Source organism: Natronobacterium texcoconense (assembly GCF_900104065.1).
Classification (GTDB): Archaea; Halobacteriota; Halobacteria; order Halobacteriales; family Natrialbaceae; genus Natronobacterium; species Natronobacterium texcoconense.
In genome coordinates this window covers 33,765-59,328 of record NZ_FNLC01000005.1, presented here as the reverse complement: position 1 = coordinate 59,328, position 25,564 = coordinate 33,765, and the positions used below count along the sequence as shown (strand labels likewise).

The 25,564-nt window shown below is 59.7% G+C and carries 28 protein-coding genes; 15 read left to right on the top strand and 13 right to left on the bottom strand.

Annotated elements, in window-relative coordinates:
• Positions 1-17 precede the first annotated feature (17 nt).
• The 10 genes from BLR35_RS17530 to BLR35_RS17485 form a co-directional block, all read right to left on the bottom strand.
• Positions 18-443: a BAR domain-containing protein gene (locus BLR35_RS17530; RefSeq protein ID WP_090384926.1), complete on the bottom strand. Its 426-nt coding sequence runs from the start codon at positions 441-443 to the stop codon at positions 18-20.
• 92 nt (positions 444-535) lie between these two features.
• Complete coding sequence (locus BLR35_RS17525; RefSeq protein WP_090384924.1) at positions 536-1,312, bottom strand: hypothetical protein; 777 nt, start codon at positions 1,310-1,312, stop codon at positions 536-538.
• Between the two features lie 61 nt (positions 1,313-1,373).
• On the bottom strand, positions 1,374-1,922 hold the full coding sequence (locus BLR35_RS17520; RefSeq protein ID WP_090384921.1) for a flavodoxin domain-containing protein: 549 nt from the start codon (positions 1,920-1,922) through the stop codon (positions 1,374-1,376).
• A 145-nt stretch (positions 1,923-2,067) separates the two neighbouring features.
• Positions 2,068-2,490 carry a hypothetical protein gene (locus BLR35_RS21040; protein WP_244510274.1) on the bottom strand — a complete coding sequence of 141 codons (423 nt, stop codon included), beginning with the start codon at positions 2,488-2,490 and terminating at the stop codon, positions 2,068-2,070.
• A gap of 58 nt (positions 2,491-2,548) precedes the next feature.
• Positions 2,549-3,787, bottom strand: a complete 1,239-nt coding sequence (locus tag BLR35_RS17510; protein WP_090384916.1) for an MBL fold metallo-hydrolase — start codon at positions 3,785-3,787, stop codon at positions 2,549-2,551.
• An 83-nt stretch (positions 3,788-3,870) separates the two neighbouring features.
• Entirely contained in the window at positions 3,871-4,278 is a 408-nt protein-coding gene (locus tag BLR35_RS17505; protein ID WP_090384913.1) for an SHOCT domain-containing protein, read from the bottom strand.
• Positions 4,279-4,418: 140 nt separating this feature from the next.
• The gene (locus BLR35_RS17500; protein WP_090384910.1) at positions 4,419-4,757 is read right to left on the bottom strand and encodes a hypothetical protein; all 339 of its coding nucleotides are present in this window, start codon (positions 4,755-4,757) and stop codon (positions 4,419-4,421) included.
• On the bottom strand, positions 4,754-5,698 hold the full coding sequence (locus tag BLR35_RS17495; protein ID WP_090384908.1) for a polyprenyl synthetase family protein: 945 nt from the start codon (positions 5,696-5,698) through the stop codon (positions 4,754-4,756). Before BLR35_RS17495 ends, BLR35_RS17500 begins: the two co-directional genes overlap by 4 nt.
• Positions 5,695-6,390 carry a TetR/AcrR family transcriptional regulator gene (locus tag BLR35_RS17490; RefSeq protein ID WP_090384905.1) on the bottom strand — a complete coding sequence of 232 codons (696 nt, stop codon included), beginning with the start codon at positions 6,388-6,390 and terminating at the stop codon, positions 5,695-5,697. Before BLR35_RS17490 ends, BLR35_RS17495 begins: the two co-directional genes overlap by 4 nt.
• A gap of 47 nt (positions 6,391-6,437) precedes the next feature.
• Positions 6,438-6,716: a WNWW family protein gene (locus tag BLR35_RS17485; RefSeq protein ID WP_090384903.1), complete on the bottom strand. Its 279-nt coding sequence runs from the start codon at positions 6,714-6,716 to the stop codon at positions 6,438-6,440.
• A gap of 489 nt (positions 6,717-7,205) precedes the next feature.
• Between BLR35_RS17485 and BLR35_RS17480 the strand changes: the two genes are divergently transcribed.
• Entirely contained in the window at positions 7,206-7,598 is a 393-nt protein-coding gene (locus tag BLR35_RS17480) for a 30S ribosomal protein S6e (RefSeq protein WP_090384901.1), read from the top strand.
• 32 nt (positions 7,599-7,630) lie between these two features.
• Positions 7,631-8,077 (top strand): DUF7112 family protein, encoded by a 447-nt coding sequence (locus tag BLR35_RS17475; protein WP_090384899.1) that lies wholly within the window; start codon positions 7,631-7,633, stop codon positions 8,075-8,077.
• Between the two features lie 60 nt (positions 8,078-8,137).
• On the opposite strand, the gene BLR35_RS17470 is transcribed toward BLR35_RS17475, so the two are convergent.
• Positions 8,138-8,641 (bottom strand): helix-turn-helix transcriptional regulator, encoded by a 504-nt coding sequence (locus BLR35_RS17470; protein WP_090384897.1) that lies wholly within the window; start codon positions 8,639-8,641, stop codon positions 8,138-8,140.
• 433 nt (positions 8,642-9,074) lie between these two features.
• On the opposite strand from BLR35_RS17470, the gene BLR35_RS17465 reads away from it, so the two are divergent.
• Positions 9,075-9,320, top strand: a complete 246-nt coding sequence (locus BLR35_RS17465) for a DUF7385 family protein (protein ID WP_090384895.1) — start codon at positions 9,075-9,077, stop codon at positions 9,318-9,320.
• Positions 9,321-9,430: 110 nt separating this feature from the next.
• Here BLR35_RS17465 and BLR35_RS17460 read toward each other — a convergent pair whose 3' ends face one another.
• Positions 9,431-11,908, bottom strand: a complete 2,478-nt coding sequence (locus BLR35_RS17460; protein ID WP_244510273.1) for a CARDB domain-containing protein — start codon at positions 11,906-11,908, stop codon at positions 9,431-9,433.
• A gap of 270 nt (positions 11,909-12,178) precedes the next feature.
• Between BLR35_RS17460 and BLR35_RS17455 the strand changes: the two genes are divergently transcribed.
• The 3 genes from BLR35_RS17455 to BLR35_RS17445 all read left to right on the top strand — a co-directional run bounded on the left by BLR35_RS17455 (position 12,179) and on the right by BLR35_RS17445 (position 15,154).
• Positions 12,179-12,865, top strand: coding sequence for a DUF8159 domain-containing protein (locus BLR35_RS17455; protein ID WP_090384890.1), 687 nt, complete (start codon positions 12,179-12,181; stop codon positions 12,863-12,865).
• Positions 12,866-13,031: 166 nt separating this feature from the next.
• The gene (locus BLR35_RS17450; protein WP_090384888.1) at positions 13,032-14,294 is read left to right on the top strand and encodes a HEAT repeat domain-containing protein; all 1,263 of its coding nucleotides are present in this window, start codon (positions 13,032-13,034) and stop codon (positions 14,292-14,294) included.
• Positions 14,291-15,154: a CheF family chemotaxis protein gene (locus BLR35_RS17445; protein WP_090384886.1), complete on the top strand. Its 864-nt coding sequence runs from the start codon at positions 14,291-14,293 to the stop codon at positions 15,152-15,154. The genes BLR35_RS17450 and BLR35_RS17445 overlap by 4 nt, the downstream gene beginning before the upstream one ends.
• Before the next feature lie 135 nt (positions 15,155-15,289).
• Here BLR35_RS17445 and BLR35_RS17440 read toward each other — a convergent pair whose 3' ends face one another.
• Positions 15,290-15,484: a hypothetical protein gene (locus BLR35_RS17440; protein WP_090384883.1), complete on the bottom strand. Its 195-nt coding sequence runs from the start codon at positions 15,482-15,484 to the stop codon at positions 15,290-15,292.
• 460 nt (positions 15,485-15,944) lie between these two features.
• Between BLR35_RS17440 and BLR35_RS17435 the strand changes: the two genes are divergently transcribed.
• From BLR35_RS17435 to BLR35_RS17395, 9 genes are all read left to right on the top strand, one after another.
• Entirely contained in the window at positions 15,945-16,991 is a 1,047-nt protein-coding gene (locus BLR35_RS17435; RefSeq protein ID WP_090384881.1) for an archaellin/type IV pilin N-terminal domain-containing protein, read from the top strand.
• A 439-nt stretch (positions 16,992-17,430) separates the two neighbouring features.
• Positions 17,431-18,453, top strand: coding sequence for an archaellin/type IV pilin N-terminal domain-containing protein (locus BLR35_RS17430; RefSeq protein ID WP_090384877.1), 1,023 nt, complete (start codon positions 17,431-17,433; stop codon positions 18,451-18,453).
• 8 nt (positions 18,454-18,461) lie between these two features.
• On the top strand, positions 18,462-18,998 hold the full coding sequence (locus BLR35_RS17425) for an archaellin/type IV pilin N-terminal domain-containing protein (protein ID WP_090384875.1): 537 nt from the start codon (positions 18,462-18,464) through the stop codon (positions 18,996-18,998).
• 334 nt (positions 18,999-19,332) lie between these two features.
• Complete coding sequence (locus tag BLR35_RS17420) at positions 19,333-20,298, top strand: archaellin/type IV pilin N-terminal domain-containing protein (protein WP_090384872.1); 966 nt, start codon at positions 19,333-19,335, stop codon at positions 20,296-20,298.
• A gap of 447 nt (positions 20,299-20,745) precedes the next feature.
• The gene (locus BLR35_RS21170; protein WP_090384869.1) at positions 20,746-21,705 is read left to right on the top strand and encodes an archaellin/type IV pilin N-terminal domain-containing protein; all 960 of its coding nucleotides are present in this window, start codon (positions 20,746-20,748) and stop codon (positions 21,703-21,705) included.
• A gap of 448 nt (positions 21,706-22,153) precedes the next feature.
• Positions 22,154-23,110 (top strand): archaellin/type IV pilin N-terminal domain-containing protein, encoded by a 957-nt coding sequence (locus BLR35_RS21165; protein WP_090384867.1) that lies wholly within the window; start codon positions 22,154-22,156, stop codon positions 23,108-23,110.
• Positions 23,111-23,471: 361 nt separating this feature from the next.
• Positions 23,472-23,948 carry an archaellum stator protein ArlF gene (locus BLR35_RS17405; RefSeq protein ID WP_090384864.1) on the top strand — a complete coding sequence of 159 codons (477 nt, stop codon included), beginning with the start codon at positions 23,472-23,474 and terminating at the stop codon, positions 23,946-23,948.
• Positions 23,949-24,428: an archaellum stator protein ArlG gene (locus BLR35_RS17400; RefSeq protein ID WP_090384862.1), complete on the top strand. Its 480-nt coding sequence runs from the start codon at positions 23,949-23,951 to the stop codon at positions 24,426-24,428.
• 11 nt (positions 24,429-24,439) lie between these two features.
• A complete protein-coding gene (locus BLR35_RS17395; RefSeq protein WP_090384859.1) occupies positions 24,440-25,504 on the top strand; it encodes a FlaD/FlaE family flagellar protein in 1,065 nt (354 codons plus the stop codon).
• Positions 25,505-25,564: the final 60 nt, after the last annotated feature.

Here is a 25,564-nt window from a genome sequence, read left to right as displayed (position 1 = left end):
TCGGCTCAACGAGCGGATTACTCTTCGACGGGCGAGTCCGACGCCGCATCGCCGTCGGCGCGCTCGCGCAGTCGGCGTTTCTGCTGGCGTTCGGTTACGTGATCGAGGCCGTCCGCCAGTTCCTCCCGGACCGCGTCCTCGAATGCGACGACGTCGTCCATGAACTCCGTCGAGAACTCCTCGACGAGTTCGAACGTCCACTGATCGCTGATCGCCCCCGCCGGCAGGTGGTCGTTCTGGAGGCTGTCGGCCCACTCCTCGTGGCCGGCCGCCCGGAGTTCGTCCTCGGCGTCGCTCATCCGATCCATCGCGTGTCCGAGCTGGTGGTGGAACTCGAGCAACGAGCCGTACGCCCGGTGAACGTACTCGATTCCCAGTTGCATGTGGTGGAGCGCGTCGGCTTCCTCGTCGCTCAACTCGAGGTCGTCGGGATCGGTCGTCATAGCCGTCGGACCACGAACTGGTGAAAAGTCGTTGGCGGCGCGGCAATGGCTGCCGGTTTCGGGGCGAGTGGTCGGGTGACGATTGGAACGCACTACCGGCGACTCGCTTCGATATCGACGGACTCCCCCTCTGTTTCACCCCACCGTTGTGCACGCCGTTTGATCTCGCGGAGCATCTTCCGTTCCATGACGAAGTGTGCTGGCTCCCAGAACAGGTAGCCGACGACGGCCTCGAGTCGCGACGACGGCGCCGGTGAACTGATTCGAGCGACGAGTCGCGTCGTTCCGTCGTCGGTCTCCCGGCAGACGAACGCCCACACCCAGGTCTCTCCCTCGACCGGTGGGCGGAGGACGAGCGCGCGTTCCTCCTCGAGGCGAACGACCTCCGGTGCGGAATCGGGTCGTGAGACGGGGTAGTCCTCGGGAGCCAGCCTGACCACGTCGCCCTCCGACAGGTTCTGGTACTCGGGGACGATCCGGTCGACGGTGTGGATGTCCGCACCGACCAGGTTCTCGAGGACGTCGTAACTGTAGAAACCGCCACGGTTCTGGCCGATCTGGACGAGCCACTGCCACACGGCACCGGGCGTCGCGTCGATCTCGACCGCGTGTGTGACCCGATCCGCAGGCTCCGAGAGGAATTCGTCGCCGGGAAGCGTACCCACGGCTTCTCGAGGCGTCGTTCCCCAGCGGCGATGCCACGGCCGAAGGCGGGTGTGGTAGACGGCGAACAGCGAGAGGGTGAAAAGGAGCCACGGCCATCGCCGCAACGAATCGTCCTCCGACTCTCGTTCGGTTTCATCGGTCGTGTCGCTTGCCGATTCGGTACGGTCGCGTCGCGAGAAGTGATGAAGGAGCGGTCCCAGCATGGTCCACCGAACTACGACGGCGACGCCTATAGAGGAAGCAAGTGCTACGGAGCCACCCCACTCAGGCGTCCGTCCGAATCAACGTCGCGAACTGCCGTGCGAACGACTCGACTTCGTCCCAGTCGGTGTACTCGTAGTCCCGTGAGGTATCGGTATCGCCACTCGCCCTGCCACCGATCCAGCGCATCACGAACCGTTTGAAGAAGCCGTACTCGCTGTACTTGAGCGCGCCTGCGACCGCCAGCGTCCCGTCCGGGTTCCAGCCGGTCTCCTCGAGAAACTCCTCGAGCAGGTCGTCGGCGGTCGCCTGCGCCTCGGCGTCCTCGGAAGCCGCAGAGAGGCTGAGCGAGAAAAACGCCGACGGACATCGGTTCAGCGTCGAGCGGTGGTCGCGAACGAAGTCGGCGACGTACTGCTGGTGTGAGCCCGCGTGAATCGACGCGCCGACGACGATGCTGTCGACCGTTGCCGGTTCGAAGGCACCAGAGCGACGTTTCAGGTCGACGAGCGTCGCGTCGAGACCCTCCGTCTCGAGAACCTCGACGATCCGTTCGGCGACCGTCTCGGTCTGACCCTCGCTCGAGCCGTAGGCGACGAGGACCGTCGCCATCAGGGACCACCCCTGACGGGCGTCGATTCGAACGGCAACTGCCTGAAGCCAGCGGCTCGTAGGGTGGCGAGACCGATCCGGACTGGGTGCTCGAGCGACGACATACGAATCGTTCGCGGTCGAGCCCTATCAAAGCGACAGGGGGTCAGGTCCGTCGGCGGGCTAGCGCGATGCCGGCGAATGCGACGACTGCGAACTGGACGCCCGTACCGATGGACGAACCGATCAGGGCTACCGTGCCGAGGACCGGATCCGCGTAGTTCGGCTCGAGCGACCAGTCGATCAGGCCCGTGGTGACGAGCGAGACGACGGCCGCGACGGCGCCGGTCAGGAGTGATATCGTCACATCGTCGACAGTCGTCGTGGAACGGGTCCCGACCAGATACGCGAGGCCGAACAGCAGTCCGTAGACGGCCACGAACGCTGCGAACCGGCCGCCGAGGAGGACCTGGAAATCGGTGGACGGTCCCGTCGAGGTCAGTTCGAGGAGGAGGTTGGTCGATCGCCGCTGGACGCCGGCGACGAGTGCGACGAAGACGCTACAGAGTGGGAGGACGTACGGATTCATGCTATCGATCCGATCGATACACGACAGAAACTTAACCATTTGGGTCGTGCGGTGGCCGCTACACCTCGAGTCGCTCCCCCAGTTCCGGTGCGCTCGCGTCGAATCCGTCGGCCCGTAACTCCTCGGCGAACGCCTCGCATCGATCGCCGTGGTTGACCAGCACCTCGCTGTCGTGGTAGGCGTCGAGAAAGTCGAGCAGTCCTTCTCGGTCGGCGTGAGCGGAGAAGTCGTACTGTTCGACCTGGGCGCTGACGCGCATCGAGCGGTCGTCGATCACCGCGCTACCGGTCTCGAGCAGTTCGCGGCCGGGCGTGCCCTCGACCTGGTAGCCCGTCATGGCAATCTTGTTGGCTGGATGGGAGCGAATTGCGGGTACGTAAGTCATCGCAGGGCCGCCGTGGAGCATTCCGCTGGTCGTGACGATCACCGTATTCTGCTCGGCGATGCGTTTCCGCTGCCCGTCGCGACCGTCGACGAATCGGGCGTTGCCCTTCGCTCGCCGCAGGAGGTCGGGATCGCGGAGAAACTCGCGGTTGCCTTCCCGTAGGAAGATTTCGGTGACGCGTTTGCCCATCCCGTCGACGTAACACTCGAGGTCGTGTTCCTCGCAGAGACAGAGTACTTCCTGGGTGCGGCCGATCGCGAACGCGGGGACGACGACGGTACCGCCGCCCCAGATCGTCTCCTCGATGCTCTCGACGAACTCGGCCTCGATCTCCTCGCGTGGCGGCCGACTGACGTCGGAGTAGGTGCTCTCACAGATCACGACGTCGGCGTCGGGGCGGGCGGTCGTTCCGGAGAGCAGTCGCTGCTCTTCGGTGTGGAAGTCGCCGGTGTAGAGCAAGCGGGTGTCGCCGTCGTCGATCAGAACGTGTGCGCTACCCGGCACGTGCCCTGCGTCGAAGAAGGTGACCTCGTAGCCGGCAGCCTCGAAGGGGTCGCGGTAGCCGTGGGTTTCCGAGACCTGGGCGAGGCGGGCGACCTCGGTCTCGGTGAACGGACAGTCGTAGGTGCCGCCGTGGAGTCGAAGCGTATCGCGAGCGAGTACCCCCGTGAGTTCGTTCGTCGGTCGCGTCCAGTGAATCGTCGGTCGAGCGTCACCCGACAGCAGCGTCGGGATCGAGCCGACGTGATCGAGGTGGCCGTGGCTAACGACCACGGCCTCTGGGTCGACCTCGTCGATCGGAAACGACGGTGGATTCCCCGAATCCATCCCGAAATCCAGCAAGAGACTGTCGTCGACGAGGATCGCGCTTCGACCGATCTCGCGTGCACCCCCGAGAAACTCGACGTCCATAGCGGGCGTTACGACTCGAGGTGTTTGCCTCCGTTGATTCCGACTTCGCTATGTCCGGTCGGATCGAGAGAGGCGACGAACTCCTAGCGCTTCGTCCGATCGAGATCGCGCGAGCGGTCGATCCCGGATCGATCGGCGGTGTCGTCTCGCTCGAGCATTCGGTCCAGTTCGCGTTCGAACTCGGCTTCGGACAGCTCGCCTGCGACGTACTGGTCGCGCAATCGGGACTGCGGGTCCTTTCGGGATCGATCACTCGAGGGGACGTCGACGTCGGACGTTCGGCCGGCCGACGACTCACTCCGGAGCAACGACACCAGTCCGAGCACAGCCAGCGCGAACAGCCCCAGTACGACGACGGTGACGAGGATCGAGAAGATGGTTGCAACGATCGAGAACGCGATGCCCACGATCGTCGCGATGACACTCAGTACGATGAATGCGAGAACGAAGACGCCGATTCCCTTGAGGAGAAGCGTACCGAGACGGCCCATACGAGACGTTCGGCGGGCCACTACAAAAATAGCACGTTCTATCAACCAGTTGTCTTGTATCCGCTTTTCGAGGCGGTCACACGTCCGACTCAGACGGTCTGCTGGAAGTCAGTTCCGACGCGACCCAAGCAGCGATCCGTTCAGGAGCCGTTCGAATGGGGTTCTGCCCCCGCGGTCGCTCCGGTTCGTTTCGAGAGCCCGATGAGATAGACGTCGAGCAGACAGACGATCAGAACGGAAAGCGGGAGCGCGACGTCGGTAAAAGCGACCTGCTCGAACTGTAATGCGGTGACGACGAACGGCGCGTCTAGTTCGAACGCACCCGAAACCGTTCGGGCACTCAGGAACGCAAGCGAGAGCACGTACAGCAGGAACCAGATCACTCCGCGTTTCCAGTGACCCAGATAGCAGTGTCCCAGGCCGGCGACGAAGACCGACAGGGGGTAGGCAGGCCAGATCGGGCGCGTGAATCCAATCATAGTTCGATCGTCTGGAACGGAACCCGCGTCGCTCGCTCGAGTCGATCCAGCGGCGACGGGGACCGACCGGCCGTCAGTCCAGTTTCATCGCCGTCCGATCGCTCGAGACCGACGTCTGCTGCCGCCTCGAGCCGTTCGAGCGTCTCGCGTGCCTGCTCGAGATGTCGTTCGACCGGGGCTGGGACGATGGCTGACGAACTCGATCGACTCTCGATGCCGTCCTGGTGGACGGAGCGACCGTCAGTCTCGCTGGACGAGGTGTGTCCGGAGAGGATGCGGGCCGTTAGCCCGTGGACGTCGTCGATCGGGTCCGAAGACGACGATCGAATCGCAAGCGCCGACCCCAGTGATCGACCGTAGTTCTTCGTCGCCGACCGCGTCTCGTTCGTCGCACCGAGGGCTGTCGCCCCCAGTTCGGCCGCGACACCGGCGAGGATCGCCGTCGGTCGTGATCGCTGATGGTCGTCGTCAGTGTCCGCGTCGGTCCCGGTGTCTCCCCACTCGAGGAATCCACGGGAGAGCGCGGTCGATCCCCCGGTCAGGATCCGGTACAACTCGATCGAGCGACGGTCGGAGATCGGTGCGTCGTCGACCGCCGCGTACGCTGCGGCGTGGAGGTAGTCACTTGCAAGCAGTGCCGCGTCACGTTCGTCCGTTTCGGCGGCGTACCGGTTCGTCGCCACCAGATCGTGCCTGATACGGACGTACCCCTCGAGCGAAGTGACGGCGCTTACGACGGGGTCGACGATCTCGGCCGACGGATCGCTCGAGTCGGCCGTCGATCCAGCCGCGATTTCGGCCGCGACGGTACAGAGCGTTGCCGGGACGGAACGGGATTGCGGAGGAACCGAATCGGAAACGATCCGTCGGACCGGCGACGCCAGTTGTGGAGAGGCAGTACCAGTGTGTTCTGTCTCGGTCGAAAGGGTGTGTTCACTCATTGTCTACTCGCCTCGTCGGACGGGTCGTCGATAGCATCGGAAATGGAGGTGTTCGCCGAACGGTCCAGTTCGTCGACAGCGGGGGAGTCGGCCGGGAACGAGACGCCGTCGGCCAGTATATCCGCGAAGATTCGCGAGACGATCGCCGAGCGAACCTGCTCGACGTAGTCGTCGCGCTCGAGCGTGAGCTGGCGAATGCGTGCCCCATCGAGTGTGGCGATCAGGAGTGCCGCCGTCTCTTCGGGATCGTGATCCTCGAACTCGCCGGCCTCGATGCCGTCACGCAGGATCTCTTCGAGAATCTCTCGCAACAGATCGTCGCTCCGACGGAGCTGTTCGCGGTATTGTTCGTTGTGTGGCGCCTGCGTTCGGATCTCGAGCATCGCCGTGTGAATCGACTGTCGCTCGTCGGCGTCGGTCGAACCGTAGAGGAACCAGTCGACGAACGTTGCCAGCCGCTGGGTCGGCGGTAACTCCTCGGTTTCTTCGAATCGATCGCCGAACCACTCGACGAGGTAGTCGACGAAGTCGGCGACGAGATCCTCCTTCGAGTCATAGTGATAGAACAGCAGGGACTTGCTCTTGTCAGTCCGGTCGGCGATATCCTGGGCGGTCAGATCGGTGTACCCGTACTCACACACCGCCTCGTAGGTCGCTTTCATGATCGCGTCGCGAACGTCCGGATCGGTCACTAACTGAATAGTTGGTCAGGAACCTGTAAAATGCGTTTCGTTATTGTCTACGCCGGATATCGATCGATCCTGAACCGGGCGTAATCGCCGTAGGCAATCTCGAGTGAGCCGATCCACCAGTTCCACCGATCCGCGGGCGTCCCGTCCGGTGCATCACCGAGTTCCGAGACGACGACGTCGTTCGTCAGCGGACCGCCGGCGTCGTCCCGGTACTGACCCGAATCCGCGAGGTCGACGGCCTGGCGCACGACGACGCGTCGCTCCTCGGTCGTGCCGTCGAACTCCTCGCGCAGGCGCGTCTCGAGGCGGTCGGGATCGATGAACACGCCTAACTGTAGGACGGCAGCGTACTTGACTGTTCGAGTAGGAACAACAATAGAGGGCATCTCGATGGCCGGGAGCGACCTCGCCGAATCCGGCGAGGTCGCGACTCGGGGGAGGGCAGGCCCTCACCGATACTCACCGCGAGCGAGGCCGAAATCGCGGCGCTACGCGCCGCGCAACGACGAACGGCCGGAGGCCGTGAGTCAGGCCGAGCGAGCGGGCCGACGACCGATGTGACGGCCCGCAACGCGGGCCGGAACGGAGGGAGAAGGCTTTTCATCGAAGCTAAGCGGGAGCGAAGCTCCCGCGAGGTCCGAGAGAGCTTCGCTCTCTCGAGATTTTGCCGAGGGCGCGGCGGAGCCGCGCCCGTGGTTCGAAAGGCGCGAAGCGCCTTTCGTCATCACGGAAGACGCGTAGCGTCTTCCGAACGACAGAGCAAAAGTTCGTTGGGAAACGATGTTCTTTTGAGCCACGACCGCCTTCCGTCGTGCATGGCAAGTTTCACTGTCGTCGTCGGTGATCCCGACTCCGGGATGACCTACCAGCTCGAGGCCGAAGAACAGGATGCAAACCGGTTTATCGGCAAGTCGATCGGCGAAGAAGTCGAGGGCGACGCCGTCGGACTCGACGGCTACACCCTCGAGATCACCGGTGGCTCCGACGAAGCCGGCCGTCCCCTCAACGGAGACGTCCCCGGAGCGAACCTGAAGGAAGTGCTCATGAGCGAGCGCCAGACGGGATACCACCCGAGTCGCGACGGCGAGCGTCGCCGTATCACGGTGCGCGGTCGCGAACTTTCGGACGCCGTCGCACAGGTCAACGCCTCGATCGTCGAACGCGGAAGCACCGACGTCGACGAACTGCTCGGCGAAGACGACGAGTAACTGACCGAAGACGATTTCTCGAGAACGCATACATGGGAGACAGAGTCTCGAGCGACCATCCGTCGGTCCGGACGGTCCGTACGACGTGTACCGAAACGGCAACCGGTGTTCGACTATCGATTCCGGCGGACGACCGCGACGCGTTTCCGACCGACGAGGTCGTCCGGATCGTCCTGGACGGGGACGAGCTGTTCGCTCGAGTCGAGCGGGCGCTAACGGGCGAGGAACTGTCGATTCCGGCCGTCTACGAGACGCCGGATCTGGCACGGGACCCCTCGGGTGGCACCGATCGACTGACGGAGTGGATCGACGATCACGGAGTGTCGGCGGGTGGATCGGCACTCGTCGACGTCGTCGAACCCGACTTTCTCTACGGACTTCGCGAACCGGGGGCGACGGCCTACTACGACGCCCACGAACCGCCAAGCGAGAGCCTGAGCGATATCGCGAAGAGCCTCGAGGACGGCGACGGGACGTAGTCGGAGCCGTCGCTTGCGGGGTGACGACTCGAGAACGACGTTCGGGGACGAAAACGCCGGCTACAGTCGGGTGAGAAACGCGTAGAGCAACAGCCCGAACGAGAGGTGCTGGACCATCGTCTGTTCGACCGCCTGCTGGACGTAGGCCTCGTCTTCGATCGAGTACTCTTTGGTCTGGACTTTCGCCTGCATCGCCAGAATGTCCGCTTCGTTGAGTTCGTGGAGACGAGGATAGACGGTTCCCGGGCTGAGCGTCGCGTCGAAGAGATGCGACAGGTCCGAGAGCAGTTCCTTCCCGTGGGTCTCCTCGTGCAAGGCGATGAGCAACAGGAGTAGTTCGTCGAGGTTCTCCTTGACGAGGTCCTCGTCGAACGTGATGTCGTCGACCGGTACCACGCTGTCGACGTGTGCTATCAGCTCGTCGAGTTCGCGTTCGATTCCACCGTCTGATTCCGTCTCCCGACCAATCTCGAGAGTGTCTCTCGAGTTCGACTGGTCGGCTGTCGTTGCCATCCGTGACAGTTCGTCGAAGACGGACTCCGTACTGGTTGTGTCCTCACGCATTGACGATCACCGATTGGGGGTTACGTGGCTGGGTCCGCTCGTCCACCGTCGGCCACACCGGTCCGACGATCGTCCGAAACGCGGTACCACACACGACTACTCAATCACTGGAACTGATACATATTAAACGACAGGGAACCGAACGAATCAAATTGCGATATTTTAACTCCTCGTGATGGACATAATAACCATCTCCCGTGTGTCCCACGCCAGGATTCGTATTCTTGCAGCAGTAAAATTGAGAAGTGAAGATCGAGGTGGCGATTGGTTTACGAACGTTTATATCACTGACGAATTCAAAGAAGTATAATAAACTATTGGCCATCTTCGTCCATTTGTTTGACATGGGTTGTTTCTGATCGGTCTATAGATAGGTCGAGAAATCGAACTATCGGGCCGTTGCAGTTATCTTCGAATACAGGAGACGGTGCGTATGGAACGAATCGACGTCGACGACGGGTTCAGCATGCACGAGTACCGTGCGAAGCTCAAACTCCTGAAGGACAACGGCGACACGCGCATCCTCGAGCACCGCGACGACCTCGGTTGCCCGTCCTGTGGACAGGCGTTCGACCGACTGTTCGTCACCGAACACCGGACGACCTCGTTCGACACTCCTCCGGATCGGCCGTTCTGTCTCGCACGGACCGACGAGAAACTACTGCTGATCACCCACTAGATTAGTAGCGCCCGATCTGAGAGAAAAAATCTCGTTGTGGGTTTGATTCGACCCAGCAGTCGACGCCCGAAACGATACTAGCCGAACACTCGAGTCGAGCGCAATCGCCGTTATAGTTCTCGAATCGTGATCCCTTCCGGCCGAAGGATCACGCCGACCTGGTCCGTCTCCCCACCGAACGTTTCTTCGTGTGACGTGATGTCGTCGACGCCGGCACCGACCTCGAACCGGTCCGCGTCCGGCAGCGTGTTGAACGTCCGTCGCTCGCTTTCCCCGAGCTGGAAGTCCTCGAGGAACACGACGTCGTTTCCGGCCCTGACTCGGATGCGAACCAGCGATTCGCGTGGGAGGTCGTTCTGGACGATGACGGCTCCGGAGCCGATACCGGGAATTGCGCCAATGGCAGCGTTTTGTAACTGCCGAACACGGGCACGGACAGCCGCCGGATCGTTCCGGTACTTGATCACGCCCGCACCGGCCAGCAGCAGGCCGAGAAGCGACGCGACGAGCACGGCGACGGTCGCTCCGCCGGGAACGTTCGGAAGACCCAACGTGTCGCCCGTCGCTCCCGTCGTCGCGGTGCTAGCGGCGGAGTCGTCGTCGGTCGACGCACCATAGGAGTGAGTCACGCCGTCTTCCTCCGAAGCCGGTGCCTCCGAGGTGACGGTGGCTTCCTCGTCCGGCTCGAGAGTGACCTCCTCGGAGTGGATCGTCTCCCCGTCGAACTCGAGCGAGACTTCCTGGGTGCCCGTGACGCCACCCATGTTTCGCACCGTGGAAACGACGTCGACGCCGGATTCGGGATCCTCCGCTCCCTCGAGCGACGCGTCCGTGATATCGAACTGTGCCTCGTTGTCCCGGACCTCGACCGTCGTCGCCGTCGACGCCTCGCTCGTCGACGCACGCAACTCGAGTTGCGGGGGCGCGTTCCCGGTCAGATCGAACGTGACGTCTTCGCTCACCGATTCGCCGGGCTCGATCTGGATCTCTCGCGTTTCGGTTCCGTTCGATTCGACTGCAAAGGAGTTCTCGATCTCGATCGTGAGCGTATCCTGGCCGGGCGATTCGCCGTTGTCGGTGACGACGACGGTCGTGTCGAGCGGTTCGTGGCGAGCCGCAGGATCAGTCACGTCCGCGAACGCGATATCGGTGTCGCGGTCGAAGGTGACCGTCGCGTCTTCACCCGGCGTTTCGACCGTGACGTCGGTTATCGGTGGATCGGTCGCATCCCGGTCGTAGGAGAACGTCTCCTGGGTGTCCGTTCCGTCTTCCAGGGTGACGTACCGGTGGTCTTCGAACGTTCCGTCGACAGTGAGATTCGCAGGGAACGTCGTCTCTCCAGCGGGAAGCTCCCCGTCGTATCCGAAGGACGCGTCGACTTCGAGCGTCCCACTGGAGCCGAGTTCGTCGATGTTAGTGTCCGTAATCGACGCCTGGATGTTGTCTTCGTACTCCTCCCTGGAGATTACGTCGACCTGGTCAGTACTCGAGTCGGTGTCACTCGCGACTCGAACGTCGACTTCCGGCACGTCGTTATCGTCGGTTTCGTACGTGTACGTGAGTTCTCGCGTTTCGCCCGCCGACAGGCCGACGATTTCGGTTCCGACTTCCGAACCGTCGACGTAGAAACTGACCGGATACGACACTGCCCCTTCCGGGACGTCTCCGTACCGGTGAACCTGTGCCGTTACCTCGAGTTCGTCACCCTGGATCGTCGGTGACGTCGTCTCGGTAATCGAAACTGCTGCGCCGGCAGCTTCGATGTTGACGTCTTGCGATTCGACGGCTTCCCCGTCGGCAACGTCGATCTCGAACTCGTTTGCGATGTAGTGTGTCGCTCTCGTTTCGAGATCGAACGTGTGTGTGATCGACTCATCGCCATCGATGTCGATCGTCTCGTTCGAGGACGCGAGTTCCCCGTTGCGTTCGAGGAGTCGAATAACGGCCTCGGTGTCGTGGGCGTGACCCCAGTCGTGGTTCTCGATCTCCGTCTCGACAGTGAGCGTCTCTCCCTCGTCGGGATCGTTCGCCTCGAGGATTTCGAGCGTCAGATCGTACGAGTCGTAGCCCTCGTACTCGACGGGGGCGCCGTTGACATCGAGAGAGTGGTCGTTCTCTGTCCAAACGGTCCCGTCCTCGCGATTCACCTCGAGCGATTCGGTGCCGGTGATCGATCCGTGAGAGTCCCGCTCGAAAACGACGAGGTTGGGATCGTCACCGGAAGAGACGTGAATCGGCCTCCCGTCGTCGGTCGTCGCGACCTCGCCATCGTCCATCGTCTGGACGACCCGTCGGTCGTGTTCTTCGTGATTGTCGATCACGAGGTACTCACCGCCCGCAGTCACTTCCGGATCGGGAGGGAGGTCGTCGTCGTCGACGATTTCTCCACTTACGACGTAATCGTCCTCGAACCGAACAACGATACGCTTCTCGTCGTCCGGCTTATTTACGTTGGGCGGGTCGGACAGCACGGGAGCGTGGTTCGAGTCGTCGATACTCGAGGTTTCGAGGCTGGGAGTGGCGGTTTCGGGCACGTCGTCTACAGTCCCGGCGCTCCCGACGACGAACACCAGACTGCCGGCGACCATGAGAACGAGAAAGATAGAAAAAGCGACAGCGAGAACTAGTTTCGCTTTCTGGGTGGGAGAACAGGAAACGATACGGGCGGCCAGCGTGCGCAGAGAGGACAGTGGCTTGGTAAGCAGGTTTACGTTCATCCAGGCGACACCAGTACGTGTGTCTGCAACTGTTTGGGTGGGTCCGTAATATACTCTCTGGGCGAACTAAGTCGTCGACGGTGAAACGAAATCGAATCGGCCAACGCGTTTTTCACTCATTGGTGAGAGGATATCGTAACGATGAGCACGGGCCCCGGGTGTGGAAGCGAAGACACCGACGAATCCGGTCGCGAAGCCAGCAGTCGCTCAGTCGTGGAATCAACCGAACGATCGACGCTCGATCGCCGACAGGCGCTGTCCGCTATCGGAACTCTCTCACTTGCGACGACGGCAGGCTGTCTGGGATCGCTGGATCTCGGCGGCGGCCGAGAAGAAATCGTGCCGGAAGAGCCGGACGACGATCCCGACGCGACGCCTGGCGAGTTCTACCATCTACTCGAGGCAAACGGAATCGACGTCGACGTGATGCAACTCGATCCCGAGTATCGGATCGAAGACGAGGTCTCCAAGGCACTGTTTCTGTTCTACAACTCGAACGCGGACGATTTCGAGGAGTCCGACAGCGAGATCTGGACGATCTACGAGGCGTTCAAGGAACTCGTCGATCACGGTTCGGACATCGAGTACCTGATCACCGAAGTGCAGGACGGCTTCGACGAACAGGTCGACGGCTGGAGCATCAACGCGGCGTGGGTCGAACAGCACCTCAACGAGGACGAAATAACCGACGACGACATCTGGCACTCGATCGTCACCCACGGGAAAGTCTACGAAGGTGAAGATCGGTACGAAGACGGAGTCGGAGGCATCCAGATCGGCGGCGACGGTGATCAAGCAGGTGACGACAGTGAAAGCGACGGTGAGTAGCGACATCGGCCCCGACGATATCTCCGAGCGGCCGTCGAAACGACGATCGACCGTCCCTCGTCCGTCGGCTCTCAAAACCAACGTTGAATATCCAGCAACCGAACAGGTACACACGAACGCAAGATACCGACGTTTGCGTCCCGTCCCGAACAAGTGATCTAGAAATATGTCGCTATTCGAACTCGAGCGAAACGCGGAATTCGAAGAGCTCGTAACCCACCTCGAGGAGAGTTCAAACACGGACATTCGCCGCCGAGCGGCGGAGATCCTCGGGGGTCTGGCCTCCGAGGTAGAAAAGACCAGGTTTCCGCGGGAAGACGTCGTCGATCCGCTCGTAGAGGCGTCACAGGACGACGACGACGAGGAAGTCCGAGCAGCAGCGATCGACGCGCTCGACCAGTACGGACAGGACGCACTCGAGAAGTTCATCGGTGAGGTGTCCGGCCAGGACATCGACAACGTCGCAAAGTGGAAGAAAGCGAAGGTGCTGGCTCAGGGGTTAAACGCCGACCGGCCCGAACTGCGGATGGCCGCTGCGACCGGACTGGGACGAATCGGCGAAGATAACGTCGTAAAACACCTCGTCAATCAGCTGAACGACCCGGACCCACGGGTTCGAAAGCGAGTCGCACGCGCGTTAGGACGTATTGGGTCGCCCGAGTGCGTCCCGGCGCTGTCACAGCGACTCCACGAGGATCGGTACGCCATCCGAATCGAGGTCGCGTACGCGTTAGCAGATATTGGGACGAACAACGCCTTGCACGAACTCGTGGACGTGGCCGAAGCCGACGACGAACGACTCCGACGGATCGCCGTCGACGCGCTCGGTCGTCTCGGGAGCATCGAGGCAGTCGAGGTCCTCGCGGAGGGACTGCAAGACGAGGCCGAAGTCGTCCGGCGGACGGCGATGTTCTCGCTCGTACAGTTGCTATCGGAAGCGCCGTCGAACGCGAGCCACAAGATCCGAGAGAAGATCGTCGGCGAACTCGAGCAGGTCACCGACAGCCGGGTCGAACAGCCGTTGATCGACCTGCTCGAGAAGAGTACCGAGACCGCACAGCGCCGGAACGCGGCGTGGCTGCTGGGACGGGTCGCGAGCGACGAGTACCGCGACGAAGCCCAGGAAGCGCTGATCGATACGCTCGCCGACGAGGACGAGATGACCTCGAAGTTCGCCGCGACGAGCCTGTCGATGTTAGACGGCGACGGACTCGAGGAGCGGTTGCTGAACATCGTCGAAGACCGACATCGCGACGAAGAGGCTCGCGTGAAGGCGCTTTTCGTCCTCGGCAAGATCGGCGGCGAGGAGTCCCGGAATCGGATCTCCGGGTTCGTCGACCGAACCGAAAGCGATCGACTGCGCAAGCGCGGCTTCTCCGCGCTGTCCAAACTCGGCGGCGCTGGAGCACCGAGTGGTGACTTCGCATGAGCAAATCCGAGCAAAAACTCGCGGACGTTACCGGACAGTTCACCCAGGTGGTCCGGGACGGTCGAAAGCTCTCGGATACGGACTGGTCTAACGGTCGCATCATCCTGTCGAACAAACGGGTCGTGATCGCGACAAACAGCGGGAAGCGGACGATCGCGCTTCCACAGATCCAGTCGATCCGGGGCCGGTACGACGTCAACCAGACGGTCGCGAAAGTCTCGGACTACATCAGCATCAACGCCGGCAACAACGTCTATCTCGTCTCGATGGGCAACGTCGAGGAGTTCGAACTCCAGTTACAGAAGGCGATCCTCGACGGCGAGATTGTCCTGATCAAACACCCGGCCGTCAAGGGTGGCGTCGTCCAGGAGACGTCCTGGGAGAAAGCCCGCGTGAAGATCAACGAGGGCGTCGCGAACTTCGCCGTCGAGTCCGGTTCGCTCGTCCAGATCGAGGTCGACGACGTCGGTACCGTCGAGAGCGACGAACGCCAGATCCGCGGCCAGGAACGACCGGTGATCGAGGCCGAACACACCAAAGAGGGCTCGAGCGTCCAGACCTACCTCTCCGGTGGCGCCCAGAACTGTGCGATCCTGAAGTCGGTGCTGGACCGCGGTGCCGAGAAGAACTCCTCGCAGATCGACCTCTCCGGAAAAGAGGAGGAGGTGCTGATGGCGATCTACTCCGGCGTATCGCCGTTCGAGGTGCCCGAGTTTTTGGACATCGACACCGACGAGGTCGAAGAGATTTACGAGCGACTCGTCGAGCTCGACGTACTCGAGGAGGTCCGGATCCGCCGCGAGGTCGCGCTGAAACCCCGCGGCCGGAACATCGCGAGCGAAGCGATGAGCAGCAAATAAGGTCGTTTCTATTCGGTAGCTCGCGTCGAAGAGTGACAACTGTTTCGTGACGAGAAATAAAAGCTGATCTCGACCGTACCGTCGACCATCCCCCACGGCCGACCAGTCGGTGGTCGGTTCTCGACTGCCCGTTCGCTACTCGTGTTTGAGGTAACTGACGTCGCGCTCGAGTTCGTACCCCCGCGGGACGCCGACGTTCTGGAGACAGTCGTCACAGATCGGTTTGGCGTAGGTCCGGTTGTTTCGCTTCCCGAGGACGTTCGCGTCTTCCAGCATGACGACGTCCCCACAGCGACTACATTCGATCTTCTCGCCGTCGATGATGTCCATTCTACTATGGGTTCGGTGGACCGATGGAATAAGTCTCCCGGCCGTCAGCGAACAGCGGCGTTATTATCGATGGTGAGCGTCGGTGCCGATGGCTCGAGCGGTGGACTGGTGTTCGGCGTTTATCCCGTCTGACGCACGTCATGCGGGTGCTCGAGCGGGGACCGACCAGAAGCTGTCGTGGAATTCTAGAGAGAAGCGGCCTGTGACGTCAGTTCTTGTGAGATGATGATCGTGGGCGTGGACTCGAGAGACAACACTTAGACGAGAATTAGTTAGTAATCGTAGTTAAATAGGAACGTTGCATATCGGCAATAAGATTTAATAGAGGCTGTGTACGGCAATTAGGCTTAAGTAATGTAAGCATGGCGAGTAGATTTATGTCGGGAGGGTCAAATATGTCTGACACGTTCCGCAGCCACTGGTCCCTCTGTGGACCCACACTGGGGAGCAATTACCAACCATGTTCGAACGAGTAACAGACGAGGAAGAGCGCGGTCAGGTGGGTATCGGGACACTCATCGTGTTCATCGCGATGGTGCTTGTCGCAGCGATTGCGGCAGGCGTCCTGATCAACACCGCCGGCCTTCTGCAGTCACAGGCAGTTGCGACCGGTGAAGAGAGTACAGCACAGGTGTCGAACGTCGTCCAGATCAATACGGCGACGGGTCAGGTGACCGAAGATCCTGGCCAGACATACAACTTTGAGGAAGGACTCCTGTTCGTTCTCCCCGGTGACGAGAACGTGGGAGTAAATGACATTGATTCCGACTACGATGATCCGGATGTCTGGGGCCCAGATGAGGACGAGACTATCACTGAGGGAGACATCCACATAACTGTCGAAGATAACAACGACGAAGTCATCCAAGCTGGAGAAAATCAGGACGGTGATGCCCTCGAGGGAGTTCTTGGTACTGTCGACTTCACCCAAGAAGTCTACCTCACCGGTGAAACGACCATCACAGTCGAGTTCGAGGGAGAACCCGATGGTGTCGATGAGGAAGACGATGATACTATCGAGCTTCGTTTGAACAGCGACCTCGGTGAAGAGAACGACGAACTCGCGTTCCACATCGAACCGAACGGTGATGAAAACGATGAACTCGACATCCGCCTCGACGACGGCGACAGTGACGCCCTCGATGACGGCGTCTACGACGAAGTCCGCGAAGCCTCGATCATGGTCTCGCTCGGACCCGGCGCTAACGCCGTCGACCTTGGCGCAGCGACGTTCGAATTCGTCGGCGACACCACCGTCCGTGGCCAGGCCGAAGAACTCGACGACCTCGAAATCGAAAACCTCGAGGGAGATTCGACGGACAACCAGGTTCTCGAGGGTGACCGTAATCTGCAGATTGTAATCGACCTCTCTGCGGATAACGACGGCTTCAACACGATCGATTCCGGTGACTCCGCGGAGTTCCGCATCACCACTGCCGACGGCTCCCAGACCGTCGAAGTGCTGATGGCTCCGTCCGCGATCACCGACAGCGCAGTGAGCCTGTAGACTGGGCTAGTAGCATTTGACGAGAACGACCGCTGACGATTGCGGTCGGGTCGCCTTTGTGACGCTCGCCGTTTCGTGACCGTAGCCTTCGTGCTACGACACGACGGACGCCCCGTTTTGGGCGACTCGTTCCCGTCACGTTCGCACGACAGATATATACTCTATCTGCCTTTTCTGTAGTAAGCAGATAAATACATTCGTCAGTGGATATTGTATTTTATGTATTTGTAGATGTGGCATTCAGAGCTTAAGCACGGCATTATGGCCACAGTATCTAAATACCAGAATCGGCCAGTTTAAGTATCGAGAAGTATCGGCAAGTAGATTCAAGACATGTCGAGTTGGCGAGTAGCTTTATTACGAGATAGTCGAAACTGACGGCCACGTTCCGGCACTGCTACAGGCGATTGTAGCGCTGTCGGGGCAACGTAATACAACAATGTTCGAACGAGTAACAGACGAAGAAGAACGCGGTCAGGTCGGTATCGGGACACTCATCGTGTTCATCGCGATGGTGCTCGTCGCAGCGATTGCGGCAGGCGTCCTGATCAACACCGCCGGTCTTCTGCAGTCTCAGGCAGTTGCAACGGGTGAAGAAAGTACAGCACAGGTCTCCAACGTCGTCCAGGTCGACTCTGCGACGGGGCAGGTGACCGAAGATCCTGGCGAGACCTACGAGGATCTCGACCTCACCATCACGAACGATAACGGTGAGTGGGCATCAGAAGAGGATGGAACCATTGATGATGCGGACATCCTTCTAACCGTTACGGATAACGAGGGTAACTACCTCGATGGCGATGACGGCGCGGGCGGTACAGTAACGCTCGACGGATCCGACTCTGCCGATCTTGATGCGTACAATGGGCTGCACGAAGACTCACACCTTACGGGTGAAGTCACCATTGAAGCAGAAGTTGACGCAACGGAAGTTGGTACCGATGACGACGATATTAACGATGATGCAACCATCGAGCTTCGCCTGAATAGCGACATCGAAGACGACAATACTGACATCGAGGTTCAGATTGTCCCAGACGGTGAAGACAATATGCAGGTCAACCTTGAACTGGCCGACGAAGACAGTGACGCCCTCGCGGACGGCGTCCACGACGACGTCCGACAGGCGTCCATCATGGTCTCGCTGGGCCCCGGTGCTGACGCCGTCGACCTCGGCGCAGCGACCTTCGAGTTCGTCGGTGACCAGACCGTTCGCGGTCAGGCTAGCGAGCTCGACGACCTCTGGATTGAGGACCTCGAAGGCGACGACGTCGACAACGAAGTCCTCGAAGGCGACCGCAACCTGCAGGTCTACATCGACCTCGCTGCGGACAACGACGGCTTCAACACGATCGAAGCTGGTGACTCCGCGGAGTTCCGTATCACCACGGCTGACGGTGCACAGACCGTCGAAGTGCTGATGGCTCCGTCCACGCTGACCGACGACGCAATTAGCCTGTAAACGAGTTGATGTTGGTGACGGCCGCTGAGAACGACCGCGATCGTCGCGGTCAGGTGGGTGTGGGGACGCTCATCCTTTTTGTTGCGATGGTGCTCGTCGCTGCATTAGCCGCAGGCGTCCTCTTTCAGGCTGCCGAAGAATTGCGAACACAGGCCGAAGCCACGGGCGAAGACAGTACAGCTCTGGTTGCAAACGACCTTACCGTCTACTCGACCATCGGTACGGCCGACGACGACGGTGAGACTATCGAACGGATCGAGATGACGATCGGACTGGTTTCCGGCTCGGATTCGGTCAATCTCAGTGGTTCCGTCGTCGACTACAGTACGAGAAGCGGTCAGACGTATCTCGAGATCGAAGAGGTGACCGACGGTGGACCGGTGCTCGAGTCGGACGACGATCGACGGACAGTCGTGGTCGACGTCGAGGACCTCGAGGCAGGCGACGAGGCGTCGGTGACGCTGATTACGGGAGACAGAACGCGGACGACCGCCGATCTGGAAGTTCCGTACGAGCTCGAGGCCGGAGCGTCCGTTCCGCTGTAAGTCGATCCACTCTTCCGTCGACATCAATCGCGATAACCTAATCAATCTGATATTCATATAGTAATGGATATGCCATACTCCATCAGGTGCGAATATTAACTGACGACAGATTGGATACAAAACACATAGATCGCCCCTATCAGTGCTTAGAAGCAGACATAGCGATTACTATCAGGATAGATATGATGCCCATGCCTGTCAGTAAAGAAAAACCAGTACTGTCGGTTTGGCGAGTAGATTTAATACGAGACAGTCAGGACTGCTAACCACGTTCCGGCGGTGCCAATACGGACCTAAATGGTGTGTCGGCCTGCCGGAGCAAGACAATCCAACAATGTTCGAACGAGTAACAGACGAAGAAGAACGCGGTCAGGTAGGTATCGGGACACTCATCGTGTTCATCGCGATGGTGCTCGTCGCAGCGATTGCGGCAGGCGTCCTGATCAACACCGCCGGTCTTCTGCAGTCTCAGGCAGTTGCAACGGGTGAAGAAAGTACGGCTCAGGTCTCTAACGTCGTCGAGATCAACTCCGCCACTGGTCAGGTAGTCGATGCTGACTGGGAGGAAGACGAAGCGTTCAATGACGAGGATCTCCATTTCGAAAACGAGGATCTCGACCTTACTGGCGCTGCTGACGCTGACGTCCAAGTCACTGTGGAGGATTACGACGAAGAGGAGACAGGAGATTCCCCACACGATGTTGGTACAAGTCTAGAAGATAATGATGAAGCCACCGTTGCTGATGACCTCACTGGTGTAACCACTGTCACTGTTAGTGTAAATGACGTTAACGGCGTCGATGACGAAGAGAGCATTGAAATCCGAGTGAGCGACCGTATCGTAGAGGACTTCGAGGACGAAGGCGGCATCCCTATCACCATCAGCGACGATGGTGACGGCGAGATTGCACTCGAGGCCCCCGAGCACGTCGTCAACAACGGCGTCTACGACGAAGTCCGTGAAGCCACTCTCATGGTCTCGCTCGGCCCTGGCGCTGACGCCGTCGACCTCGGCTCGTCCACCTTCGAGTTCATCGGCGACCAGACTGTCCGTGGCCAGCCGCACGAACTCGACGACCTCGAGATTCAGGATCTCGACGGTGACAGTGTCGACAACCAGGTCCTCGAAAGTGACCAGAACCTGCAGGTCTACGTCGACCTCGCCGCGGACAACGACGGCTTCAATACAATCGAAGCTGGCGACTCCGCCGAGTTCCAGATCACAACGGCTGACGGTGCCCAGACCATCGAGGTCCTGATGGCTCCGTCCACGCTGACTGACGACGCAGTTAGCCTGTAGACCAACGGATAGCAGTTCCGCTGCTACAGACGACCGCGACGTCTCGCGGTCGTATTGGGGCGTTCGTCACGAACGTCCCTGCTTTCTCGACGCGTTCTGCTATAATCCACCGACAATTATCGATTCCAGTGAATCGACTGTTCCAAATATAACTAATCCGATACTATTTAGATGAAATTCCATGTGGAGAATGCACGATAGATCCCTTCGAGTACTAGAGAGAGGACAGAATCAGCACTTAAACCCAAGTGAATGGGCAATCAAATCTAAATACTATCGTGTATCACGGCAAGTAGTTTTAAGTGCAGAGAATATCGGCAAGGAGAGTTAAGTCATGTCGGTTTGGCGAGTAGACTTAATACGGGATAGTCAGGAGTGTGTACTCACGTTCCGGCATCGCTGACACGAATGAAGTGCAGGCGATCGCTGGAGCAAGATAATTCAACCATGTTCGAACGAGTAACAGACGAGGAAGAACGCGGTCAGGTGGGTATCGGAACACTCATCGTGTTCATCGCGATGGTGCTTGTCGCAGCAATTGCGGCCGGTGTTCTGATCAACACTGCCGGTCTTCTGCAGTCTCAGGCAGTTGCAACGGGTGAAGAAAGTACGGCACAGGTCTCCAACGTTGTTGAGGTCAACTCCGCTACCGGCCAGGTAGTCGATCCTGACTGGGAGGAAGGTGCAGAGTATGAGGCTGACCTCCTGTTTGATGGCGAGGACCTGGGCGTTGACGAAGATACTTGGGGGGATGTTGACGTTACTGTGACGAACGTTGATGATGATACAGAGAACCAGGAAATCTCCAGTAATCTAGCAGGCGACGAAGGAGAAGACGACGAAGCCATCGTCACTGTGGATCCCATCACCGGAGTAGCCGAAGTTGAAGTGTCTGTTGACGACGACGACGAGCTCGAGGACACTGCAACGCTCGACATCCGAGTGAGCGACAGAATCATAGAGGAATACGAGGATGGTATCCCTATCACTATCGAAGAGGATGACGGTGAAATCGATCTCACTGCTCCTGAACACGTAGTCGACAACGGTGTCTACGACGAAGTCCGTGAGGCGACCATCATGGTCTCGCTCGGCCCAGGTGCTGACGCTGTTAACCTCGGCTCGTCGACCTTCGAGTTCATCGGCGACCAGACCGTCCGCGGTCAGCCGGACGAACTCGACGACCTCGAGATTCAGGATCTCGACGGTGACAGTGTCGACAACCAGGTCCTCGAATCTGACCAGAACCTGCAGATTTACATCGACCTCGCCGGTGACGCCGACGGCTTCAACCCGATCGAAGCTGGCGACTCCGCCGAGTTCCAGATCACCACGGCTGACGGTGCCCAGACCATCGAGGTCCTGATGGCCCCATCCACGCTCACTGACGACGCAGTCAGCCTGTAAACGGTCAGCAGTTATCGCTACTAACGCACACCGCGAAATCTCGCGGCCACAATGGGACGCTCGTTACGACCGTCCCTGCTTTCTCGACGCGGTTTAGTATAATCAGTCGGCAATTATTGAGATAGCGTGGAACAATCAGTTTTGGTATAACTAGCTCGACACCATCTTGGTAAAATTTCATGCACTGAATCCAGAATCTGTTCTGGTAATGACTGGAGTCAAAACTGAATATGTATTTAAACCCAAGAGAGGGCGGCAGTTAGGCCTAAATAAGATCGTGTGATACGGCAAGTAGGTTTAAGTATAGAAAGAGTCGGCAAGGAGAGTTAAGTCATGTCGGTTTGGCGAGTAGACTTAATACGAGACAGTCAGGAGAGTGTACTCACGTTCCGGCATCGGCCAACACGAAACGGTGTGTAGGCAGTTGCTGGAGCAGACTAATCCAACAATGTTCGAACGAGTAACAGACGAGGAAGAACGCGGTCAGGTAGGTATCGGGACACTCATCGTGTTCATCGCGATGGTACTTGTCGCTGCAATCGCGGCAGGTGTCCTGATCAACACCGCCGGTCTTCTGCAGTCCCAGGCAGTCGCAACGGGTGAAGAAAGTACGGCACAGGTCTCTAACGTCGTCGAGGTTAATTCCGCAACTGGTCAAGTCGTCGATCCGGACTGGAACGAAGAGGATACGTTCGACGATGTAACGTTTGAATTCAACACCGACATCGACGTAGAGGGAGCAGACGTTGTCGAGGTTACTCTAGAAGACGTCGACGAAGAGGTCATCGACGGTGAAGACGGCACAGAGATTGCCCTTGATGGTGACGGTACAGATACAATTGACAATGTTAATGACGTCACCGGTGTAACCGAAGTTACCGTTGACTTCGATGCAGATGATGAGTCTATAGTGGATGAGGAAAGCATTGAACTCCGAGTAACCGAGAGCCACATTGACGAGCACGAAGATGGCCTCCCCATCACCATCGAAGATGATGGCGATGACGAGATTTCGCTCACTGCCCCTGACAACCTCGTCAACGACGGCGTTTACGACGAGGTCCGCTCGGCTTCCATCATGGTTTCGCTCGGCCCTGGCGCTGACGCCGTCGACCTGAGCTCGGCGACCTTCGAGTTCATCGGCGACCAGACCGTCCGCGGTCAGCCACACGAACTCAACGATCTCACGATCCAGGACCTTGACGGCGAGAGTGTCGACAACCAGGTCCTCGAAAGTGACGAGAACCTGCAGGTCCACATCGACCTCGCAAGCGATGACGACGGCTTCAATACGATCGAAGCCGGCGACTCCGCCGAGTTCCAGATCACCACGGCTGACGGTGCCCAGACCATCGAGGTCCTGATGGCTCCGTCCACGCTCACCGACGACGCAGTCAGCCTGTAACTGGGCGACTCGCCGTCTTCGGTAACTCGTAACTGAACCGTTTCGATCGGGACACAATCGCTGTCGGCCATCGTTCGTTTGCCGACGCCGACTCCCGGTTTGTACCGACGTTTCCGACACCACTACTTCTGAGCCGTGCGTCTATCGTATACCAAGACGTCACCACAGTTCGAGACCGAGCACAACGGCTACCCCTCTGATCTCGAGCGGACGAGTCATACTGATTGCTGTAACAGTTTACCGGCGTACCGAGGGACAGCCACGGTTGCGCCGGAGTAACAGGCAACGGTCCGTATCAGTGACGGCGACAGTTCGGATGGCCAGAGCGTTTTTGCCAGTGGCATCCCTTTCCCAGAGACGAATGGGGTTCAGTACCAGCGCCGCCGCCGCGATTATGCTTATCGCGTTTCTGGTAGCGGCCGGTGTAATCTTCCCTGCAATATTCACTGTGAGCGCCGACACGGGTGACGCCTTTGCCGCGCAAGCAGAGCAAAATCGCGACCAGGCGAATACCGATATCGACGTCTTGCCATACGAGACGGACGGCGGCGACCTCACCGTGACCGTCGAAAACGAGGGCACGACCTCGCTGACCGTCACCGACACGGATCTCCTGGTAAACGGACAGTTCGTCCAGCCCGACGAGACAGCCGTGGTCGACGAGAACGAAGACGAAGACGACGATGTGTATACGGAGACGGACATCTGGGTTCCGGGAACAACCCTCGAGTTGACGATCTACGAGGAAACGCTCTCCGAGAACGGGATCGACGATCCCGAACGCGTCAAGATCGTCACCGAGACGGGCATTGCAGACGCCACAATGGAGGAAACATAGATGGCGAGCGTTTCCGCCACTCACATCATCCTGTTCATTGCGAGCGTCGTCGTTGCGGCGGGCGTCGCCGGAACGATCGTCGTGGAGGTGAACCAGTTGAGCGACGCGGTCGAGACTCGTGGCTCGAGTGTCTCCGAAGAGATAGCGACGGACATCCAGGTCACGAGCGACGCGGCGTACGCCGAGTCGATCTACGACGAGACCGCCGACGAGGTGACCGTCCTCGTGAAGAACGTCGGCTCAGAGAGCGTGCAAGCGCATCCATCAGAGGTGGACGTGCTGGTGGACGGGCGGTTCATCCAGAGCGACGATATGACGGTCGAACGGGTGGACGTCGACGACGATACGTGGCGACCCGGCGGGGTCGTCGAGGTGACGATCGACGTCAGCAACGACGACAACGTCGACGTCAGCGGCGATACGCGTGTGACAGTGATCGTAAACGACAACGAGGACAGCATCGACTTCATCGTCGATTAACCTGACAAACTATGAGTAGCCTACTCGACGACGCCGACGACGAACCGGACGAGACCGAGGACGACCTGTTGGGCGGTGCAGACGACGGGTTGATGGGAGACGATTCGCTGTTCGAGGGCGACGAGGACGACGGCGGCAGCGACGAACAGGAGATGACCTATCGGCTCGACGAAGTCGAAAAGGAGGTCGACTCCCTCGAGGGACAGATCGAGACCGTTCGCAGCGAGAACGAGAAGATCAGTAACTCGATCGACACCGTCGAGAAGAACGTCGAGAAGCTCGTCGAGATGTACGAGATCGTCACTCAGGGTATCAACCCCTTCGTCGGCGACCAGGAGATCGGGAACGCCTTCGATTCGGCGACCGAGGGGATGTTCGACCCGGACGAGGGTGGTGAAGGGCTCGACGACGACCTCGCGGAGAGCGAGGCCGAGGAGTTCCTCGACGACGATCTCATGGAGGACGACGACGAGGAGGAGTTCGGTGACGAGTTCGCCGACGACCTCGATGACGGGCTCGACGACGAGGACGAATTCGGCATGGAGGATGACGACGAGTTCGCCGACGACCTCGAGGACGAACTGGAAGACGACGTCGAGGAAGACCCGTTCGAGGACGAGCCGGACGAGTTCGGCGACGAACCCGACAGTACCGACGATCTGGACGGCCTCGCCGACACCGAGCCGGAGCAGCTCCCCGAGAACGGCGAACTGGACGAGCCGCCGTACCTGGTCCGGCATCCGTCGCGCAACGACGCCGAACTGGTCACGCTCGAGTGGATACAGTATCTCATCGAGACGGCTGGAATCGAGGGTGCGGCACAGACGATCGCGTACTACGAGTCGATCGGCTGGATCTCGGGGCCGATCGAGACCTACCTCCTGTCGATGCTACAGGGGTTCGACGACAGGTCTATCGACGACGATCTCGACCCTCGGTCGGTGCTGAGTGCGGACGAGCACAAACGCAGCCTGCAGTACATCGCCTGGATCGCGAGACCGGAGCGGGCACCGGAGCTGGACCTCCTGGGCGGGGTCGACGAGCAGCCGGCGGATTCTGTGCCTGAGGAGTCCTGACGGAAAAAGGCCAGAAGTTTTGTATGACGTGCATAACTACGTAGTCCGTACGATCGGACG